This window comes from Streptococcus marimammalium DSM 18627, assembly GCF_000380045.1.
Taxonomy (GTDB): domain Bacteria; phylum Bacillota; class Bacilli; order Lactobacillales; family Streptococcaceae; genus Streptococcus; species Streptococcus marimammalium.
Genome location: NZ_KB904357.1, coordinates 46862 through 66646, shown reverse-complemented (window position 1 = coordinate 66646; position 19785 = coordinate 46862). Strand labels below are relative to the sequence as shown.

Below are 19785 nucleotides of genomic sequence, written 5' to 3'. Positions count from 1 at the left end.
CATATCTTGTGATGTTTTTATTATAACATAGAATAATGAATAAAAAATATAATCTTTAAGCTAACAAAAAGTGACTCTCCACATTAAAAAGAATATTTAATTTAACACCTAATTTTAAGTGTTTTTCTTATTTTTCAATTGAGTCTTTCTCACTAGCTTCCAACCAATAGCACCTCTCACTGGCTACCTTGATATGTCAACGCCTCATAACCAATACTCAAGAAGAATAGCGAAACGAGGAAGTTCTTATCTCATTTGTTCAAGGAGTCGTTGTTTGCACTTTTGCATCACTGATTTTTCCTTGCTTTTTCTTTTGAAAAGGGTTACAATAATCTTGTGTATGACAAAAGTCATTTTTAAACATTTGTTTATAGGAGGTGATACTTATTCTTAATGAGAAAGAACAAGCGGTACTAGAGCTCATCCGTCAACATCCTTTTTACGCTCAGCAAGAGATTGCCGAGCAAATAGGATTATCACGGTCAGCTGTTGCCAATATGATTTCGGACTTGATTAGGCGCAATTATCTCTTGGGTAGGGCATACATTATCAATGATGAGGTGCCTGTTGTCTGTATTGGCGGTATGAATGTCGACCGCAAATTTTACGCCAAGCAAAAGTTGATTTTGAAGACGTCAAATCCCGTTAGTAGTTCGGTTTCCATCGGAGGTGTTGGTCGAAATATTGCTGAAAACTTAGGGCGTCTGGGGGAAAATGTCGTCATGCTTTCTAGAGCGGGTGACGATCAAGATTGGGGTTTAATCAAATCTGCTTCAGAGTCCTACATGAATCTACGTCAGGTTGATGTCTGTCCAGAAGAGGCGACAAGCTCCTACACAGCTATCATCGATATCGATGGAGACATGAGTATGGCCTTAGCCAACATGGCTATCTGCGACGGTATGACTGTGTCATGGTTAGAGCAATACGAAAACCTCTTGTCAAGAAGTAAAGCCTTGGTGGTTGATCTCAATCTCCCCAAGGAGAGTCTCGTCTATCTCATCAAATTAGCAAGAAAAAGAAACTTGGCCCTAGCTATCATCCCCGTTTCAGCACCCAAGATGACCAATCTTCCCAAAGATTTAACCGGTGTTGAGTGGTTGATTGTCAATCAAGATGAGAGCGAACTCTTTTTTGATAAGCCCTTAGGATCAAGTGAAGATTTAGAAGACTTGGCAAAGCTTTGGTTACAAACGGGCCTCAAGCAAGTTTTAATCACAAGAGGAGCCAAATCAATGCTCTATGCTAATCAGGATGGGAAGCGACAAGTCATGACCCCTAAAATAGTCCAACAAATGGTAGATGCTACAGGCGCAGGCGACTCCCTATCAGCAGGTATCCTGTTTGGTTGGCTCAATGAGTTTAGTTCTCAAGAAACCCTTGAATTCGGTCTGACCAATGCCTACTACACCATTCAATCACAAGACACGGTTAGAAAAAATTTATCGCGTCAATCATTTTTACAAGAAAGAAAGGAACTTTTTACCCATGAACCTTAATGCCTACTTAGAATTTTCACCAGAGGTTGAAGCAGCAAAAGCAGCTGGAAAACCCATCGTTGCCTTGGAGTCAACTATCATTTCTCACGGTATGCCTTATCCGCAAAACGTAGAAATGGCTAAAACGGTCGAACAAATTATCCGAGATAACGGAGCTGTCCCTGCAACCATCGCCATTATGGATGGTAAATACAAGATTGGTTTGTCAGAAGACGATTTAGAACGATTAGCGACAGAAAAAAATGTCGCCAAGGTTTCACGACGTGACTTAGCTGAAATCATCGCTACCAAACGTATTGGAGCAACGACTGTTGCAACAACAATGATTGGTGCTGCCTTTGCCGGGATTAAATTCTTTGTCACAGGAGGTATTGGTGGCGTGCATCGTGGCTTTGAAGAAACCATGGATGTATCTGCTGACTTGGAAGAATTAGCACAAACGTCAGTGACTGTTATTTGTGCAGGCGCCAAATCCATCCTTGACTTGCCACGAACCTTAGAATATTTAGAAACTAAAGGTGTACCAGTGGTAGGCTATAAGACAGATGTGCTTCCTGCCTTCTTCACAGGAACAAGCCCGTATAAACTCAATACTTCAGCTGACTCGGTGGAGACTATTGCTGCTATGGTTAAAACGAGTGACGACCTCGGTCTTAAAGGAGGCGTTCTAGTCGCCAATCCTATTCCAAAAGAACACGAATTAGACGCTGACTATATCGACAGCATTATTGAGAATGCTGTTGCAGAAGCCGAAGCAAAAGGCATTGTTGGTAAAGATATTACACCATTCTTGTTGAGTAAGATTGTCGAGTTAACAGACGGTAAGAGCCTCAAAGCTAATATTCAATTGGTCTACAATAATGCTAAAGTTGGTGCACAAATAGCAACAAGCTATCATAACTTATAAGAGAACATAAAGCGCATAATAAAAACTACTAGGATCTGGCTCCTAGTAGTTTTTTGATTTTGACAGGAATCAATTATCAATTAGTAAAAATTTTGAAAACAAGTCATCACATTTATTGAAAACGTTTTTTATCCTAAAATATTGCCGAAAAGATATGTAAAGCTATATATTATAATACTCTTTCCATTAATAAATGTGTATTAGTTCTATCATAAACTCTAAATCCATGTCTTTCATATAAATACCTTGCTGGATTTTCTTCATATGTCTTAAGATAGAATCTTTTTCCTATGTTCTTATCTAAAATATTTTTAAGAATATCAGTCCCTATTCCTTTATTTTGATACTCTGGGTTTATTGCAAACATGCCTATACAAATATCGCCACGTTCATCTATATAATTAGTAAATAACCCAATATCAATTCCATTAAGCTGAATAATATCCATATGTTCTAGATTTTCAATCATTTCTCTTTTTGTCCACTCTACTTGTACATCGTCATCCCAACCATATATTTTTTCTATATACCATCTAAAGCAGTTTTCTTTTAACTCTAAAATAAAATTTAAATCATTTTCTTTACATTTCCTAAAAGTAATAGTCATTTTTTTCTCCTATATTAATAATTTTCTTACCTCATTTACTGTTAGTTAATCTTTCACACTCTCTCATTATGGATGGATTACTAAATCAAACACTATGTTCAACTGGCTAGATTTTAGCTTCACCATCTTTTAAAACTCTAACTGTCTACTACATATCTTATGATATTTTTATTATAACATAAGGTAATAGATAAAAATAAAATGCCTTGAACCAAAAAGTGGGTACAGTATTACAAATAGTCACTATTGACATTTAAAAACACCTCTCCTATCTATTTACTAGATAAGAGAAGTGTTTTTCCTTAATTTTCAATACCAACTGAATTTCTATCTTCTTATCAATAACTTCTCTCACCGGGTGCCTTGATATTCCGACGCACCATAACCGATAATCGAGATAAAAAGTGGGGATAACAAGAAGATACCTATGCCAAAGGTTGTACTTTTGCCATAACTTTGTGCCATATCTTGACTAAACCGATAAGCATAGTAAATATTGATAATGGGAATCAGTAGGAGGATAAATTGCCAACCATTCCCATAGATAATCTTACTAAGGATGTAGAGGTTATAAATTGGGATGAGGGCTTTCCAACCTGACTCGTTTGCCTTTTCAAAAGTACGCCAGAGGCCAATAATGGCAAGCACTACTAGAAATAGAGCACTAAGGACGATATAGACAACGATTAACATCAGAGTAAAGATGAGTAGGTTATAAAAGCCTTCAAACTGTTTCAAAAGTTCAGTCACTTGATCAGGAAGTGTTTTCAATTGTTCGAGTAGTATTGGCAATTTTTGTAATAAATCTGGGAGTTGCTCTAATAGTTTTTTCATAGAATCTTTCTATTTGTTTTTTGATATCATGCTAGATCTTTTATTAAAAAACACCCCATGGTATGAACCATGAAGTGTCGTAAATGTTGTAATATCGCTGATATTAACGTTTACTAAATTGTGATGCTTTACGAGCTTTCTTAAGACCTGGTTTCTTACGTTCAACCATACGTGCGTCACGAGTAAGAAGACCTGCGCGTTTCAATGAATCACGGAAATCTGGGTCTACTTGTAACAATGCACGCGCGATACCATGACGGATCGCTCCTGATTGTCCAGCATAACCACCACCAATAACGTTAACGAAAACGTCGTATGAACCAACAGTTGAAGTTACTGTGAATGGTTGGTTGATGATTAAACGAAGGTCAGCATGTGGGATGTATTCTTCAACATCTTTTTTATTAACAGTAATTTTTCCAGTACCTGGAACCAAACGAACGCGTGCAACAGCGTTTTTACGGCGTCCTGTACCTGCATATTGTGCTTGTGCCATTCTTTAATGCTCCTTTCTCTTAGATAAGTCCTGAGATATCAAGTACTTCAGGTTGTTGTGCAGCATGTGTGTGCTCAGCTCCTACAAATACTTTCAATTTCATCCCTTGCGCACGTCCAAGAGTGTTGTGCGGAAGCATACCTTTGACAGATTTCTCAATCAAGCGAACAGCATTTTTAGAACGCAATTCACCTGCAGAGATTTGTTTCAATCCACCTGGATACATTGAGTGAGTGTAGTATATTTTATCAGTTGCTTTTTTACCAGTTAATTTCACTTTTTCAGCGTTGATAACGATAACAAAGTCACCTGTATCAGTATGTGGTGTAAATGTTGGTTTGTTTTTACCGCGAAGCACGCTTGCGACTACTGCAGAAAGACGTCCAAGAGGCACATCAGTTGCGTCAACAACGTACCATTTACGGTCAACTTCACCTGGCTTAGCCATGTATGTTGTTTTGTTCATGATTTCTCCTATACAAATCGTTTATGTTTACAATGTGGATGTTCCGGTCCACGGGTTATTTCAAAAGCTTTCCGGGGCTTACGAAATGGGGTAAACAATACCGCTTATAATCATATCAAAAAAAGAGGGGTAAAGTCAAGTACTTTAGTCCTTCTTTTCCTTTTTATTTTTTAATTTCTCTCATTCTTCCCAAAACAAATCGTCAAGGCTTTTATCAAGCACCTTACAAATCTCAATACAAAGCTTAATCGTGGGATTATAGCCCCCTTTTTCGATAGCAACAATGGTTTGCCTTGACACACCAACCAGATCAGCCAAGGCTTGTTGCGACAAATCTTTAGCAACCCGTGCTGATTTAAGTGTTAAATTCTTCATGCGTTATTCTCTCTATCATTCAAATACAGGCGATACAAAATACTACTTCCTATAACTACTTGTGCAAAACCTAGGATCATTAAAGAAGCATTATTCTCACTCAAAAAGCGTAAGACATTCCCATTTACCTGCACCGACTCCCAAATCGTATAGATAAGAGTCATTATCCCAAAGAACAAGAGTAAACCACCAACAAGATACCCATTTTTACCAAAGCGTTTATCAACAAAAATGGAAGCATCATGTAGTGTCGCATAAACAACCTGAACGGTAATCCCAACTAATAGGGCTAGTAACATCAAATCCTTGGCAGCATGAGCAACTACTGTTAAGCGAATCACCCAAAGTGAAACCATAAGTGTTAAAACCATAGTCCAAAAGCCAAGTTGATAACTTCTCAGCAAGAGTTGTTCTTGTCGTTCATCCATTTTTGTCATATTTTTATCTTTTAACATTTTATTTTCCCTTTTCATCTTCTAATTGATTTCTATTAACTAAAATCTTCCTTCTAGTGCCTAACGATTATTTTTTTCTTTAATAATTTTAATTAAAGTTGTTAGACCAATACTAAAAAATAAGAGAAAGCTTAACAATATCGGAATTTCCCAAGAACTTCTTAAAAAAGAGTAAAGATTTAGAAATGACAGTAGCAAAGAAGAAACAGCAAAAGAAACTTGGTTTTTATCATTGATATAAAAATAAGCATCTTGCCAAATACTGTAATTGGAATAGACAATAACTCCTAGAGAAAATGGCAGATAGAGTAACTCTTCAGAGAATCTCAACTCAGTAAATGTTAAAAGAGTAATGATAGTTAATAAAATGGCCATTACAGTAAAAAAACTCAACTTATAGGCCTTGTATTGTTCAAGAATTTGACGTTCATCATAACGTTTAAAGGCTTTGGTATATCTCAAATAAGCCCAAAAGAAAAATAACAACACAATGATTATTAGCATTCCAGCCATACTTTCAACCTCCTAAACTTACTTTTATTATATGATATAACAGTCATTATGTCAAATATAATATACATTTTATTAATTAAACAAGTTAAAAAGACTAGGTAAAACCTAGCCTCTAACACTGATATCATTAGTTTTTTATTTCAGCAATTTAGCCTTAGCGTCTCACAGACTGTCCCATTCTAAAGTAGGTGTGCCGTCTACCACGTACGGCAATACTCAAAGCAAGGATATTTTCCGGGATTGGCATTCTGCCATAGCCCGCATCACCAATATGGTGAATGTCACTACCCACACGCTTGTTACTAAGAGCAAAGTCACGAATGGTTGCTTCATCAGCACTTTCTTGACTAGTCCCAATGGTACTCATGACAAGGCCACCCATCGCCTTAATACGGTCAACGATTGGCGCCAACTCATACTCTCTCACACCAGGAACAGTGCCAACGCTAGGCACTAAAACACCATCAGCGCCAGCTGTGATAAAGTCAGATAAAATAGCCTCATCTACAACAGCCTCTCCAACACCTGCACCGTGCATTTTACCAGCAAAAATTAAGCCGTTAAAGGACTCTTTAGCTATACTAATCGCTTCTTTAATCGCCTTTAAGGAGACTCCGGTAGAAGGATTGCCCGTTAATAAAAGAAAATCAACACCTAACGCTTGCGCTTTAATAAAGGTCTCTCTAGTGGCTAAACGCCCCTTGGAAAGATTGATTTTTTCATCAACCACAGTCACGCCCTCATCAACAGGCTCAAGATTAATCCCAATAGGACGACCTGTCAAGCGCTTGAGTTCGGCAATGGGATTTGGCGTGTCATAAAAACCATTGATATACTTGGTGAAGACATCAAATTCATTAAGCACGAGCAAATCAGCACCAAAACTCGCCATCATCTCGGCATTAGTCACCCCATCAATTAAGGGAGCAGCGGTCACAATCGTCTCCCCCAAAATGGTACGCCCCTCACTGCTTTTAATGGCAAGCTTAAATTCATCTTTTGTCATCTTTTCAAAATCACTCGCATAACACGAAATTAACCGTTTCATAACATTCCTTTCTCACACTTTCATCTATTCCTTTTTTATTAAATCCTTACCACCAAGCAACGTTTTTTTACAAGCGATGACGGTAAACCTCATACATGAGAATTGCTGCAGCCACACTGGCATTGAGGCTTTGTACGTGCCCACCCATGGGAATGGTTATCATCTCATCCACCTGTTTTTTCAGGTTGGCAGAAATGCCTTTACCTTCATTACCAATAATCAAGGCGATCTTCCCAGAAGTATTCCACTTGGTTGCTGGTGTGCCATCCATATCAGTGCCAAAAATCCAGAAACCAGCTTCTTTTAGTTTATCGACTGTCTGATTAAGATTGGTCACCCGCGCAATCGGCAGATGCTCAATCGCACCTGTAGAAGTTTTCGCAACAACAGGTGTCACACCAACCGCCCGATGTTTAGGGATGATCACACCACTAACTTGAGTCGCATCAGCTGTTCTTAAAATAGAACCAAAGTTATGAGGATCCGTTAAACCATCCAAGATAAGGATAAGTGGATTCTCCTCTTGACTAGCCTTCGCCAAAATAGCCTCTAATTCAGAGTAGGCATAAGCAGAGACTCTCAAAACAAAGCCTTGATGGACTGCTCCTTGCGTCATCTCAGACAAGGCCTTTTTAGAGGTCCAAGAAATAGACACTTTTTTTTCAGTTGCCAGAGCTTTTATCTTATCAACATTTTTGCCACGCAAATCATCCTGCAAATAAAGCTTATTGCCTGTATTTGCCTGTAAACTCTCAATTACGGCATGAACGCCATAAACTATATCATTATTTTCCATACCTTCATTATAACAAAAAAAGACAACTTTCCTTGTCTTTTTTATGATTCTTCGACAACTTTAAAACACCAGGCTATCAATTCTTCCAAGCGCTCGAATTGTTCGGTCATATGAAGATAGCCAATCACAGCTTCAAAGCCAGTTGACATCCGATAGGTAATGACATCTGTATTTTTTGCCTTGGTGTTACTGGTCGCATTACGACCTCGGCGATAGATGTCTTCTTCTTTTTCCGTCAACAACTTTTCTTCAATTAGTTTATTAATTAGCATGGCCTGTGCCTTGGCCGACACGTAGTGTGTCGCCATCCGGTGCAGCTGATTGGGCTTTGTTTGCCCGACCATGATGAGATGTCTACGAACATACATCGAGTAAACCGCATCCCCTTCAAAAGCTAGAGCAATCCCGTTAATCAAGTTAACATCAAGCACGCGTCCACCTCACACCATCTTTGGTATCTAATAATTTAATCCCTTTTTCTGCTAAATCATCTCTAATACGATCAGCTGTAACAAAATCTCGATTCTCTCTAGCTTGTTGACGTTCTCTAATCAACTTTTCAATTGCTTCATCAAGAATTTCTTCTTCATCATCAAAGAAAATACCAAAAACACCTAACAAGTCAGAAAAAACAGTTTTAACAGCTTGGTTGTAGTTGCCTGAATTAATCCATTTAGCCAATTCAAAAATAACGGTAATCCCATTAGCAGCGTTAAAATCATCATCCATAGCTATAGTAAACTGGGTGACAAATTCATTTAAACGATTCTCATCCACAGTTTCTTTAAAGGATTGTGAATAGGCATTTTTAAGGTATTTAAGGTTGACTTCTGCATCGTGAATCGCTTTTTCAGTAAAATTAATTGGTTTACGATAGTGCTGCGTTGCCAAAAAGAAACGAAGCACCTGACCATCAACCGTTTTTAGCATATCATGAACAGTGACAAAATTGCCTAAAGACTTTGACATTTTTTCATTGTCAACATTGACAAAACCATTGTGCATCCAGTAATTGGCAAAGGTTTTACCTGTTTTAGCTTCAGATTGCGCGATTTCATTGGTGTGGTGGGGAAACTCAAGGTCTGCGCCTCCAGCATGGATATCAATCGTATCACCTAGCAATTGCGTTGCCATAACAGAACACTCAATATGCCAGCCAGGACGACCCACTCCCCAAGGGCTCTCCCAAGAAATCTCTCCCTCTTTGGCTGATTTCCAAAGAGCAAAATCCAGAGGATTTTCTTTGATAGCCATCTCATCATCAACACGACCACTAGCTCCAACCTCTAAGTCAGCTAAGCTTTTATTTGCCAACTTGCCATAATTTTCTGATTTAGCCACTCTAAAGTAGACATCACCAGAAGCCTCATAGGCATAATCTTTCTCCAATAAAACAGTAATAAAATTAATAATATTTGGAATAAAATCCATCACACGCGGATGTTCCGTCGCCGGTTTCACAAAAAGTTTACTGGTATCTTCTTTAAAAGCAGCAATAAAAGTATCTGCTACTTCTTTAGGAGTCATCTCTAATGTAAGGCTTGCCTTGATGATTTTGTCATCGATATCGGTAAAGTTTGAAATATAATTTACCTGATAACCACGGTATTCAAAGTATCGGCGAATAGTATCAAAAGCAACAGTGCTTCTAGCATTACCTATATGAATGTAATTATAAACTGTTGGCCCACAGACATACATTTTCACCATATTTTCTTCTATTGGTTGAAAATCTTGAAGACTTCTTGTCATCGTGTCATAAATTTTAATCATACAGTCCCCTTACTTTTTGTTGGTTTTGCTGGAATACCAACAACGGTAATGCCTGCTGGAACATCTTTTAAAACAACAGCCGAAGCACCGACTTTAGCATATTCACCAATTTCGATAGGTCCAATCAGCTGTGAGTGAGCAGATATTAAAGCACCACGTCTCACCGTTGGATGTCTTTTACCACATTCCTTACCAGTGCCACCAAGTGTCACACCGTGATAGAGAAGAACTTCTGTTTCAACAATTGCAGTCTCTCCAATAACCAAACCATTGCCATGATCAATAAATACCCCTGAAGCAATTCGAGCACCAGGATGAATCTCAATTTGTGTTAAAAAACGCCAAAATTGACTATGCATTTTTGCTAATAATTTAAAATCATAACGCCATAAAAAATGTGATAATCGGTGAGCAGCAAGTGCCTTTACCCCAGGATAAGTCAGTAAAATTTCCAAGGTGCTTTTTGCTGCAGGATCATTTTTTTTAACAATAGCAATGGTCTCTTTCCACCAACCCATAATTCTCCTTTACTAGTCTCTTACGTAAATTTTTCCCAAGAAAGTAACTCCATTTCTTCATCAAAAGGATTAATAACAATTCCTTGTGATGACTCTATTTCATTTTCTTTTGATTGTAATTGCTCTAATTCGGTCAATCTCAAAGCTAACACAGTGCCCTTAGCCTCTCTAAAACGTAAACCAAATTTTTCATGATTATACCAGCGAGCAAAACTTTCTAAGTTTGAAAAAACTGGAATATAAATGTCACCATCAGGATTTGTCATAGTCGGAAATAGCTTTTTCTCATTTTCTTTGTTAGTCATAGAAAATGATGGTATCAGATAGTATTTTTCCAATTTCTCTGCTTTTTGATTATCTTCACTCATTAATCGATTCAAAATAGTAGTAAAATAGTTAATAAATGCTACTAATTCTTGACTTTTAAAAGTAGTTGTATTGCCAAAATCACCAGTTTTTTTCAAATTAAAAACGAGACCATAAAGTTTATTAACTAATGCTTCTTCTAATATTTCCAAACCGGAACGATGAACCCATTTTTTTGTTTGAGCACTTTCTTGAATAGCTTTAAAAGCCTCCAAATCTTTCTCATCAGTAAATACTGGTGTCACTTTTTTGCCATCTACCTCAATAGCATAAGGTGTATCACTAGCCCAAACCGGATACTGATGAAAGACATTTACAAGAGCAATACTATCTAAAAAATTCTCTGGTGTATTGATAAAGGCACGCAAACGTTTATCAATTTCAGCCATGATGTTATTGTTTGTTTTGTTTGTCATGTTTTTCTTCTTTATCTTCTTTTTTCTCAGGGCGTGGTGGTCGTGGCAAAAGTGCTTTCATAGACGCATCAACTCGCCCCTTATCATCAACTTTAATCACTTTAACCGAAACCATATCGCCAATAGCAACCAAGTCTTCTACTTTGTTGGTTCTTGTCCAAGCCATTTCTGAAATATGAACAAGAGCATCTGTTTTATCAAAGAGATTGACAAAGGCACCAAATTTTTCAATACGAACAACCTTAGCTTCATAGACATCACCAACTTTAGCTTCACGCACCAAGTTAGTAATAATTTCTTTTGTACGATTAATTGCTTCTTGATCACTCGAATAAATAGAAATCATGCCCTCTTCATCAATATCAATCTTAACTCCTGTTTCAGCGATAATTTTATCGATAGTTTCACCGCCCTTACCGATGACAATTTTAATTTTATCAACATCAATTTGAATAGTATCAATTTTTGGTGCGGTAGGTGCCAATTCTGGACGAGCTTTTGGAATAGTATTTTGAATAACATCAAGAATTTCAAAGCGTGCTTTTTTTGCTTGTGTTAACGCTTCTTCTAAGATTTGAGGAGTGATTCCTGCAATCTTAATATCCATTTGAAGAGCGGTAATACCCTCTCTTGTACCAGCCACTTTAAAGTCCATATCGCCAAAGTGGTCTTCTAGTCCTTGAATATCAGTTAAAATAGTGTAATTATTCCCATCTGAAATCAAGCCCATCGCAATTCCTGCAACTGGCGCTTTAATCGGTACACCACCAGCCATAAGAGCAAGAGTCCCTGCACAAATTGAAGCTTGAGAACTAGAACCATTTGATTCTAAGACTTCTGCTACCAAACGAATGGCATAAGGGAACTCCTCATAACTTGGTAACACTTGCTCAAGAGCACGTTCTCCTAGTGCTCCATGACCGATCTCACGACGGCCAGGTGCTCCATAACGGCCTGTTTCACCAACAGAATATTGTGGAAAATTATAGTGATGCATGAAGCGTTTTTTATAAACCTCGTCAAGACCATCAACCAATTGTGTTTCACCAAGCGGTGCTAAGGTTAAGACTGATAAGGCTTGTGTTTGACCACGCGTGAATAAACCAGAACCATGCACTTGTGGTAAAAAATCAATTTCAGCATCTAGTTGACGAATCTCATCAACACGACGGCCATCAGGACGAATTTTATCTTCTGTGATGAGACGTCGTACTTCTGCATGTTCCATCTGTTCCAAAATCTCTGCCACATCACGCATAATAGTCGCAAAGTCTTCATCGTCAGCGAATTTCTCCTCGTAGACTGCCTTAACTTCTTCTTTGACAGCTTCTGTTGCTGCTTCACGCGCTAGTTTTTCTTCAACTTGAACAGCTTTTTGCAATTGTGCATTGTACTGAGCAATAATTTCTACTTGTAAGGCTTTATCGACTTGGAGAAGTTCAACAGTTGCTTTTTCCTTACCAACTTGGGCAACAATTTCTTCTTGAAAGGCAATCAATTCTTTAATAGCTTCATGACCAAGTAAGAGAGCTTCCAACATGATATCTTCAGTTAATTCTTTAGCACCAGACTCAACCATGTTAATGGCATATTTAGTTCCTGCAACAATAAGGTCTAAAGCAGAAGCTTCTTGTTCTTCTTGTGTTGGATTAATAATGTATTTACCATCTACATAAGCCACTTGAACACCTGCAATCGGACCATCAAATGGAATATCAGAAACGGATAATGAAAGTGATGACCCAAACATAGCAGCCATCGGTGCAGATGCGTTGGCATCGTATGAAAGTACTGTGTTAATCACTTGCACTTCATTTCTAAAACCTTCAGCAAACATTGGACGTATCGGACGGTCAATCAAACGAGATGTTAAGGTTGCATTAGTACTTGGACGGCCTTCTCGTTTATTGAAACCACCTGGATATTTTCCAGCAGCATACATTTTTTCTTCATAATTGACTTGAAGTGGAAAAAAATCACCAGTTGCCATTTTTTTAGACATGGTTGCTGCAGTTAAGACAGTTGTTTCACCATAACGAACAACAACAGCACCATTGGCTTGTTTTGCTACCTGACCAATTTCAACTACTAAAGGTCGTCCGGCAAAGGTTGTTTTAAAGACTTGTTTTGACATAAAAACTCCTTGAATCTATTTATTATTTGATACATCGTTTGCTACAAAAATCAACCTATTTCCCTAGAAATAACCTCATCTTTGTATCAATCATGTATCTCTTTTATTTTACCACAAATGAGATAAAATAAGAAACGTCTTAATCACTGTTTTTCAGATGTTTTCATTTTCTAAAAAAGAAAAAAGCTCCCAAAGGGAACTTTTCTTTTGACAGTCTTGATTAACGACGAAGACCTAATGAACCGATTAATTCACGGTAACGGTTAACGTCAGTACGACGTAAGTATGCTAATAAGTTACGACGATGACCGATTTTTTTCATCAATCCACGGTAAGTAGCGTTGTCTTTTTTATGTTTTTTAATGTGTTCATTTAAGTGGTTAATTTCCCATGTTAAAACTGCCACTTGAACTTCAACACTACCAGTATCACCTTCGTGACGAGCGTATTGTGCGATAATTTCATTTTTTTTCTCTTTTGAAATTGCCATTATTTTTCTCCTTTTGATGCTTTATCCGAGTCATAGGTTTTGGCAGACCTAAAACCAAGAAAAAGTTGGTATGTCCTATAGACATCATTCATTGTATCAAAAGAGTCTCCCTTTTGTCAAATAGTCCACTTTATTTCTTGTTTTTTTTATGATATAGTTAAACATGAAATTAGATTTAGAAATCGAGGAAGACTCATGTCTGTTCAAGAAAAATTAATTCGTGCTGGTCATCTGATTGATATGGATGATATTATCAGAGAAGGAAACCCAACACTTCGTGCTAAAGCAAAAGAAGTCAATCTACCACTTTCTGATGAAGATATCAAGCTTGGTGAAAAAATGATGCAATTTTTAAAACACTCACAAGATCCTGTGATGGCTGAAAAAATGAAACTGCGTGCTGGTGTTGGGTTAGCTGCACCACAAATTGATATTTCAAAACGCATTATTGCCGTTTTAGTGCCAAATCCTGAAGACCCAGAAGGAAATCCACCAAAAGAAGCCTATGCTTTAGAAGAAGTCATGTATAATCCTAAAATTTTATCACATTCTGTTCAAGATGCTGCTTTAGCTGAAGGAGAGGGATGCTTATCTGTTGATCGCACCGTTGAAGGCTACGTGGTTCGTCATTCTCGCATCACTATTGAATACTATGATAAAAACAATGAAAAACACAAACTAAAATTAAAAGGTTATAATGCCATTGTTGTCCAACATGAAATTGACCATATCAATGGGGTGCTTTTTTATGATCGTATCAATCCTAAAAATCCTTTTGAAAGAAAAGAAGGACTTCTCCTATTAGATTAGTCGCTAAAACAACAAAACCCTCTGACCTTGTTAGCAACAAACTAACAAGGTCAGAGGGTTTTTCTTATTAAGCAATCGTTTTTTGAATGTCTTGCATCTGAGCATAACGACCATTTTGAGCCATTAATTCTTGATGGGTCCCTTGCTCAACAATTTCACCATTATCTAAGACCAATATCTGATCAGCATCTTGGATGGTTGAGAGTCGATGAGCAATAATGAAGGTTGTTCGACCTTCTTTCACAACTGCCATTGCTTTTTGGATAATCTCTTCTGTCTCTGTATCAATATGAGATGTTGCCTCATCTAAGATAAGAATCTTTGGATCAACAAGCAGAGTTCTTGCAAAAGCAATCAACTGTCTCTCACCACTAGAGAAGGCTGCCCCTTTTTCGACCACTTTTTCATGAATACCATTTTTTAATCGAGTAATCATATCATTAGCACCAACACGCTTTAGAGCTATCATAATCTCTTCATCAGAAAAAACAGGATTATTCATAGCCACGTTACTTGCAATTGTTCCTGAAAAAATATATGGCTCTTGAAGAACAATCCCCATATGACCACGAAGACTCTCTCTTGAGAAATGCCTAATATTTTGACCATCAATCATAATATGACCTTCTTGTGGATCATAAAAACGATATAAAAGATTCATAATAGAAGATTTTCCTGAACCTGTATGACCTACTAGAGCAACAGTCTGACCTGCTTTAGCATGGATAGTAATATTTTTTAAAACTTTTTTATCAGCTTCATATGAAAAAGAAATATTTTCAAAATCAACTTGACCAAACGGCACCTGAATGATGGCTTCATCATCTTCTTCTAAAGCTTCTTCCAACAATTCTAAAACACGTTTTCCAGTAACAAGAGATTGCTTCACATTAGGCAAGCTACGTACTAAATTACCCATCAAATCAAACAACATACTGATATAGTTGATGTAAATAAATAGTTTTCCTGGTGTCATTGAACCTTCACCACCTAAAAGTTGGTAGCCAACAATGGTTATCATTCCAGCCAATACTAAATTTTTTAAAAATTCTGTTAATGTCCACGATAAAAAACTACTAATCCAAATATTAGTATTCTCTGATTGGCGCATTTTATTTGCCATCTCATCAAATTGCGTCATTATTTTATTTTCTTGATGGTAGAGTTGAATAATAAAAAAGCCATTCATTGTTTCATTAACTTGAGTATTGATATCACTTCTAGCATTGAAAAAGTTGGCTGTGGGTTTCTCTGATAATTGGTGATATAGTTTTTGCCAAAAATAAAATAAAGGAACTAATAATATAAGAAATAAACCCAACTTCCAATCAAGAGAAAAAACAATTGCATAGATACTAATGACTCTTAGACTAACAATAAGAATATTAGATAAAAAATTTGAATAAAATTGTCTGCGTAAATTTTCTGTATCATTGATAATGCGAGTAGCAATCTTACCCGCTGGTTTATCATCAAAATAAGCAATTGGTAGGTGTTGCAAGACTTGATAGGCTTTTTCTCTTATATGAGCCACCGTTTTATTCGCACAGTGCATCAATAATCGAGAAGAAGCATAGAGTCCTATACTTGATGCAAAAACAGTACTAATAAACAAGACCAAGCGAGTGATAAAAAGAGAACCCTCCATCGGTTTGCCTCTCGAAAGAGAGCGTAAAGAACCATCAATGATTTGTTGAATAATTAAAGGAGATAACTGCTGCAAAACAGTTGCTACTAATAATAAACCAAATCCTAGAAAAAAGAGGTTTCGAACTTTTTTTAATTCTTTTAATAATGCTATAAAAACAGGCATGCTAGTCCTCCTCTTTTGTTTGCTGACGTTGGTATTGTTCATAATACCAGCCACCTCGTGCCACTAAATCTATTGGCTTACCTGCTTCAATTATCCTACCTTCATCTAAAACAATAACCCAATCAGCATGATTAACAGCTGACAAACGATGACTAACAATAATGGTTGTTTTACCGTTTCGCTCTGTTTGAATATTGCGGATAATTTCTTGCTCAGTTTTTGCATCAACTGCCGATAAAGAATCATCTAAAATTAAAATTTCTGGATTTTTTAAAAAAGCTCTTGCTATTGAAATCCTTTGTTTTTGCCCACCAGAAATTGATACCCCTTTTTCACCAATCTCTGTTGAGAGTCCATATGACATTCTCTTTAAATCTTCTGTAAAAGCAGCTGTCTTTACAGCACTTGAAATCTCAGCTAGGGTCGCATTAGTTTTTCCTATAGCAATATTTTCCTCAACTGATTTTGAAAACAAAATATGTTCTTGTGGTACATAACCGATTGCTGCTTCAATCGATTTTTTTTGGTAACTAAAAACAGATTGGTGATTAATTTCAAATATTCCCTTGCCAAGTGGGTATTGTCTGAGAAATTGTCGTACAAGAGTAGTCTTACCTGAGCCTGTTTTGCCAACAATTCCAATAGTATCACCCCGTCTAATGACTAAATTAATATCCGATAAACTAACTTGGGAGCTACCTGGATAAGTAAAAGAATAATTAGAAAATTGAATTTCTTCAGGAATCTGTAAAATTATTGTTCCATCTTCTTCCAAATCATCGCCAGTTTCTAACAACTCATGGATTTTTTCAAAAGATGTTTTTCCCACTTGGTAAACTAAAATAAAATCAGACAGCGACCAAAAAGGTTCAATCAGAGACATCGTATAGAGTTGAAGAGCAATGACTTGTCCCAAAGACAACTGATTGTTTTGGATGGCAGTCGCTCCCATAAAGAGAATAATAGTTGTGGAAACAGCAACAAAGAAAAAGAAGGTTGGCCCATACAAGGACTGATAACGCATGATGTCATCTCCTTTTTTTGCTAAATCGTTCACTTTTTGTTGAAATTTTTTAAGTTGCAATTCTTTTTTTCCATAAGCTCTTGTCACACGAATCCCTTCAACAACTTCCAAGACCTCATCATTTAATCCAGCAATAGCTTCACGATTGGCTTCAACTACAGTATCTTGCTTTTTCCCTAAAAGATAAACAACTATTCCTAAACACATAATAGGTAAGATAGCCATAATACTAATTTGCCATGATATCAAAAACATAACCGGAATAACAAATAATAGCATTCCACCTGAAAAAAAGACAATCATCAATCCATAGCCAACCATTTCCTTCAGCCCTTCTGAATCCGTAGTAAAACGCGTCATTACATCTCCAGACTTAAATTTTTCGTAAAATGGCGTTCGCATCATTAATAATTTTTGAAAAGCTTTTTTCTGAATTCCAAAACGAAAGTCAACCGAGGATCGAAACAAGTAAAAGTGCCAAATATAAGATGAGATGTATGAGATCACTGCTACTAATAACAGCAGTAAAATGGTCCTTGTTAACTCAGTAGTCGTCAACTGTTGATGTGACATCTTATCAATAACTTGTTGAATCAGCTTTGTTGGAATAACTAAGGTTACATCATAAATAATCAGCGTTGCTATAATTAATAAATAAAGCCACTTTTTTTGTTTTATATAGCGAAAGACCAATTGAAACACATTAATCTCCTTCTAAGATTTTCTCTTTGTTAAATTGTAATTTCTCATGAATACCAAAAAACCCCGATAGATAGCACTCCTATCGAGGTCCTTGTTTATTAGCTCGTCAAAAAGAGACTAACTTTTCAAGCCAGAAAGAAGTACTAAATTATTAATCATTAAATCATACAACCATTTATTCATGATTTTAAACTCCTTTCTTAAATCTGTTATTAATCGTAACATAAATAGACAAAGATGTAAACCATTTTATTTTTTTAAGCAAAATATGCCACCTCTAAAACAGCTTCAGATTTTATTTGTCAACTTTTAATAGAGAAATATCAACCTTAATATCTTTACGTAATAACTTTTTAACACTACAGTAGTCATCAATATAAGCTATGATAGCTCCAGATTCTTCTTGAGTATAAGGGTGATGGATAGCCACTGTTAAGTTGAAATGATCATCTTCATACGAGGAAGATACTTCAATTGGTACCTCATTTAATTGATGGTGTTTTTTAAAATACCCTTGCACACACATGGTAATACATGACCCCAAGGCAATATTAACAAGACTCATTGGCGTTTCTCCATGTTGTTTCACACCAAATAGCTCTACAGAGTCCCCATAACCCTCAGATTTGACATGAAAAAGTCGATCACCGATTATTTTTGTTTGATACATATTAAACTCCTTTGATAAATAATTTATAAACAAAACAGGAGAAGACATCATCTGCTCCTGTTAAAAACTTACTAAGCCACGATAGCTTTTGCCACTTCTTCTACTGTCATACGTGAGAAATAAGCAGTTGTATCGATGGTTTTTAATTTTTCAAGAACTGCAGGGTATTCATATGGAACACCGACCAGCAATTCTTCAATATCACTAACATCTTTAATGCCAAAGAAGTCGCCATAGATTTTGATCGAAGTAATGATTGATTTGTCAACATTGGCATAAGTGGTGATTTTCCCAGCTGGATAGCGCACATTACGAGAAATCGTATATTCTGGTGCTTTGCCATAAGTCCAATCCCATGTGCCAAAAGTTTCTTCTGCCGACTTTTTAATATGAGATAATTCTTCATCTGATAAAACATATTCAGTCATATCTGGATGTGTTTTTTTCATTTGCTCTAAAAGGGCATCCTTAAATTCAGTAACCGTGATTTTTTTAGGTAATTCACTTAAAATGTTAGTCACACGTGCTCGAACTGACTTAATCCCTTTTGATTCAATTTTATCCTTGCTTACTTTGAGCGCACTTGCTAAAACTGATAAATCAACATCAAAAAGTAAAGCACCATGGTGCATCATACGTCCCTTATAGTATGCTTGAGCGTTACCACCAAATTTTTTACCATTAATTTCTAAGTCATTACGACCAGTAAACTCAGCTTTTACACCCATATCTGCTAATGTTTCAATAACTGGGGCTGAAAATCTTTTGAAATCAAAAGCTCCTTCTTCTCCTGATTTTGAAGAAATAATAGTATAGTTGAGATTATTTAAATCATGATAAACAGCACCGCCACCTGAAAGACGACGGACCACTTTGATACCATGTTCATCAGTATATTCTTTGTTAATTTCTTCAATTGCATTTTGATGTCTACCGATAATAATGGCAGGCTCATTTATCCAGAGAATAAAAATTTCATCCTCATCCATTAGTTCTCTAAATGCATAAGCTTCTAAAGCAATATTAAAAGCTGGGTCGTTGCTGTTGTTAACAATATATTTCATTCGTAACTC

Annotated in this window: 21 protein-coding genes and 1 pseudogene; 3 read left to right on the top strand and 19 right to left on the bottom strand. The window is 36.6% G+C overall.

All coding sequences use genetic code 11. From position 1 onward, the window contains the following. Positions 1 to 377 precede the first annotated feature (377 nt). Both A3I1_RS0104910 and A3I1_RS0104905 read left to right on the top strand, forming a co-directional pair. Positions 378 to 1499: a carbohydrate kinase gene (locus tag A3I1_RS0104910; protein WP_026216766.1), complete on the top strand. Its 1122-nt coding sequence runs from the start codon at positions 378 to 380 to the stop codon at positions 1497 to 1499. Next, the gene (locus A3I1_RS0104905; protein ID WP_018370169.1) at positions 1489 to 2406 is read left to right on the top strand and encodes a pseudouridine-5'-phosphate glycosidase; all 918 of its coding nucleotides are present in this window, start codon (positions 1489 to 1491) and stop codon (positions 2404 to 2406) included. The genes A3I1_RS0104910 and A3I1_RS0104905 overlap by 11 nt, the downstream gene beginning before the upstream one ends. Before the next feature lie 169 nt (positions 2407 to 2575). Here A3I1_RS0104905 and A3I1_RS0104900 read toward each other — a convergent pair whose 3' ends face one another. The 15 genes and pseudogenes from A3I1_RS0104900 to rpsO all read right to left on the bottom strand — a co-directional run bounded on the left by A3I1_RS0104900 (position 2576) and on the right by rpsO (position 13693). Next, positions 2576 to 3013 (bottom strand): GNAT family N-acetyltransferase, encoded by a 438-nt coding sequence (locus tag A3I1_RS0104900; RefSeq protein ID WP_018370168.1) that lies wholly within the window; start codon positions 3011 to 3013, stop codon positions 2576 to 2578. Between the two features lie 351 nt (positions 3014 to 3364). Next, a complete protein-coding gene (locus A3I1_RS0104895) occupies positions 3365 to 3847 on the bottom strand; it encodes a DUF5684 domain-containing protein (protein WP_018370167.1) in 483 nt (160 codons plus the stop codon). Positions 3848 to 3950: 103 nt separating this feature from the next. Continuing rightward, complete coding sequence (rpsI, locus tag A3I1_RS0104890; RefSeq protein ID WP_018370166.1) at positions 3951 to 4343, bottom strand: 30S ribosomal protein S9; 393 nt, start codon at positions 4341 to 4343, stop codon at positions 3951 to 3953. Between the two features lie 19 nt (positions 4344 to 4362). Further along, complete coding sequence (gene rplM / locus A3I1_RS0104885; RefSeq protein WP_018370165.1) at positions 4363 to 4809, bottom strand: 50S ribosomal protein L13; 447 nt, start codon at positions 4807 to 4809, stop codon at positions 4363 to 4365. Between the two features lie 180 nt (positions 4810 to 4989). Then, complete coding sequence (locus A3I1_RS0104880; RefSeq protein ID WP_018370164.1) at positions 4990 to 5184, bottom strand: helix-turn-helix transcriptional regulator; 195 nt, start codon at positions 5182 to 5184, stop codon at positions 4990 to 4992. After that, positions 5181 to 5639 carry a hypothetical protein gene (locus tag A3I1_RS08230; RefSeq protein WP_149031799.1) on the bottom strand — a complete coding sequence of 153 codons (459 nt, stop codon included), beginning with the start codon at positions 5637 to 5639 and terminating at the stop codon, positions 5181 to 5183. The genes A3I1_RS0104880 and A3I1_RS08230 overlap by 4 nt, the downstream gene beginning before the upstream one ends. A gap of 60 nt (positions 5640 to 5699) precedes the next feature. Then, on the bottom strand, positions 5700 to 6152 hold the full coding sequence (locus A3I1_RS0104870) for a hypothetical protein (RefSeq protein ID WP_018370162.1): 453 nt from the start codon (positions 6150 to 6152) through the stop codon (positions 5700 to 5702). Between the two features lie 154 nt (positions 6153 to 6306). Further along, a complete protein-coding gene (locus A3I1_RS0104865) occupies positions 6307 to 7200 on the bottom strand; it encodes a DUF7916 family protein (RefSeq protein WP_018370161.1) in 894 nt (297 codons plus the stop codon). Positions 7201 to 7267: 67 nt separating this feature from the next. Then, positions 7268 to 7996 (bottom strand): 23S rRNA (guanosine(2251)-2'-O)-methyltransferase RlmB, encoded by a 729-nt coding sequence (rlmB, locus tag A3I1_RS0104860; RefSeq protein ID WP_018370160.1) that lies wholly within the window; start codon positions 7994 to 7996, stop codon positions 7268 to 7270. A 41-nt stretch (positions 7997 to 8037) separates the two neighbouring features. Then, on the bottom strand, positions 8038 to 8427 hold the full coding sequence (locus A3I1_RS0104855; RefSeq protein ID WP_018370159.1) for a Mini-ribonuclease 3: 390 nt from the start codon (positions 8425 to 8427) through the stop codon (positions 8038 to 8040). Then, the gene (gene cysS, locus A3I1_RS0104850) at positions 8420 to 9769 is read right to left on the bottom strand and encodes a cysteine--tRNA ligase (protein ID WP_018370158.1); all 1350 of its coding nucleotides are present in this window, start codon (positions 9767 to 9769) and stop codon (positions 8420 to 8422) included. Before cysS ends, A3I1_RS0104855 begins: the two co-directional genes overlap by 8 nt. Then, positions 9766 to 10287, bottom strand: a complete 522-nt coding sequence (cysE, locus tag A3I1_RS0104845; RefSeq protein ID WP_018370157.1) for a serine O-acetyltransferase — start codon at positions 10285 to 10287, stop codon at positions 9766 to 9768. The genes cysS and cysE overlap by 4 nt, the downstream gene beginning before the upstream one ends. Before the next feature lie 20 nt (positions 10288 to 10307). Then, positions 10308 to 11069, bottom strand: a complete 762-nt coding sequence (locus A3I1_RS0104840) for an SseB family protein (protein ID WP_018370156.1) — start codon at positions 11067 to 11069, stop codon at positions 10308 to 10310. Continuing rightward, a pseudogene (gene pnp, locus A3I1_RS0104835) lies at positions 11053 to 13203 on the bottom strand (polyribonucleotide nucleotidyltransferase); the annotation flags it as partial. The gene A3I1_RS0104840 and the pseudogene pnp, both read right to left, overlap by 17 nt. Before the next feature lie 220 nt (positions 13204 to 13423). Continuing rightward, the gene (gene rpsO / locus A3I1_RS0104830) at positions 13424 to 13693 is read right to left on the bottom strand and encodes a 30S ribosomal protein S15 (protein WP_018370154.1); all 270 of its coding nucleotides are present in this window, start codon (positions 13691 to 13693) and stop codon (positions 13424 to 13426) included. 195 nt (positions 13694 to 13888) lie between these two features. Between rpsO and def the strand changes: the two genes are divergently transcribed. Then, positions 13889 to 14503, top strand: coding sequence for a peptide deformylase (gene def / locus A3I1_RS0104820; protein WP_018370152.1), 615 nt, complete (start codon positions 13889 to 13891; stop codon positions 14501 to 14503). 67 nt (positions 14504 to 14570) lie between these two features. Here the strand turns inward: def and A3I1_RS0104815 are convergent, their stop codons facing one another. From A3I1_RS0104815 to A3I1_RS0104800, 4 genes are all read right to left on the bottom strand, one after another. After that, positions 14571 to 16316 (bottom strand): ABC transporter ATP-binding protein, encoded by a 1746-nt coding sequence (locus A3I1_RS0104815; RefSeq protein ID WP_018370151.1) that lies wholly within the window; start codon positions 16314 to 16316, stop codon positions 14571 to 14573. Position 16317: 1 nt separating this feature from the next. Further along, positions 16318 to 18042, bottom strand: coding sequence for an ABC transporter ATP-binding protein (locus tag A3I1_RS0104810; RefSeq protein WP_018370150.1), 1725 nt, complete (start codon positions 18040 to 18042; stop codon positions 16318 to 16320). Positions 18043 to 18337: 295 nt separating this feature from the next. Next, a complete protein-coding gene (locus A3I1_RS0104805; RefSeq protein WP_018370149.1) occupies positions 18338 to 18712 on the bottom strand; it encodes an OsmC family protein in 375 nt (124 codons plus the stop codon). A 71-nt stretch (positions 18713 to 18783) separates the two neighbouring features. Then, positions 18784 to 19776, bottom strand: a complete 993-nt coding sequence (locus tag A3I1_RS0104800) for a lipoate--protein ligase (RefSeq protein ID WP_018370148.1) — start codon at positions 19774 to 19776, stop codon at positions 18784 to 18786. Positions 19777 to 19785: the final 9 nt, after the last annotated feature.

Bases quoted from the DNA above. Each gene is read 5' to 3' on its own strand.
- rplM (WP_018370165.1), bottom strand. From the start codon at position 4,809: ATGAACAAAACAACATACATGGCTAAGCCAGGTGAAGTTGACCGTAAA.
- A3I1_RS0104895 (WP_018370167.1), bottom strand. From the start codon at position 3,847: ATGAAAAAACTATTAGAGCAACTCCCAGATTTATTACAAAAATTGCCA.
- def (WP_018370152.1), top strand. From the start codon at position 13,889: ATGTCTGTTCAAGAAAAATTAATTCGTGCTGGTCATCTGATTGATATG.
- A3I1_RS0104905 (WP_018370169.1), top strand. From the start codon at position 1,489: ATGAACCTTAATGCCTACTTAGAATTTTCACCAGAGGTTGAAGCAGCA.
- rlmB (WP_018370160.1), bottom strand. From the start codon at position 7,996: ATGGAAAATAATGATATAGTTTATGGCGTTCATGCCGTAATTGAGAGT.
- A3I1_RS0104900 (WP_018370168.1), bottom strand. From the start codon at position 3,013: ATGACTATTACTTTTAGGAAATGTAAAGAAAATGATTTAAATTTTATT.
- A3I1_RS0104805 (WP_018370149.1), bottom strand. From the start codon at position 18,712: ATGTATCAAACAAAAATAATCGGTGATCGACTTTTTCATGTCAAATCT.
- A3I1_RS08230 (WP_149031799.1), bottom strand. From the start codon at position 5,639: ATGTTAAAAGATAAAAATATGACAAAAATGGATGAACGACAAGAACAA.
- rpsI (WP_018370166.1), bottom strand. From the start codon at position 4,343: ATGGCACAAGCACAATATGCAGGTACAGGACGCCGTAAAAACGCTGTT.
- A3I1_RS0104800 (WP_018370148.1), bottom strand. From the start codon at position 19,776: ATGAAATATATTGTTAACAACAGCAACGACCCAGCTTTTAATATTGCT.
- A3I1_RS0104840 (WP_018370156.1), bottom strand. From the start codon at position 11,069: ATGACAAACAAAACAAACAATAACATCATGGCTGAAATTGATAAACGT.
- cysE (WP_018370157.1), bottom strand. From the start codon at position 10,287: ATGGGTTGGTGGAAAGAGACCATTGCTATTGTTAAAAAAAATGATCCT.
- A3I1_RS0104870 (WP_018370162.1), bottom strand. From the start codon at position 6,152: ATGGCTGGAATGCTAATAATCATTGTGTTGTTATTTTTCTTTTGGGCT.
- A3I1_RS0104815 (WP_018370151.1), bottom strand. From the start codon at position 16,316: ATGCCTGTTTTTATAGCATTATTAAAAGAATTAAAAAAAGTTCGAAAC.
- cysS (WP_018370158.1), bottom strand. From the start codon at position 9,769: ATGATTAAAATTTATGACACGATGACAAGAAGTCTTCAAGATTTTCAA.
- rpsO (WP_018370154.1), bottom strand. From the start codon at position 13,693: ATGGCAATTTCAAAAGAGAAAAAAAATGAAATTATCGCACAATACGCT.
- A3I1_RS0104865 (WP_018370161.1), bottom strand. From the start codon at position 7,200: ATGAAACGGTTAATTTCGTGTTATGCGAGTGATTTTGAAAAGATGACA.
- A3I1_RS0104880 (WP_018370164.1), bottom strand. From the start codon at position 5,184: ATGAAGAATTTAACACTTAAATCAGCACGGGTTGCTAAAGATTTGTCG.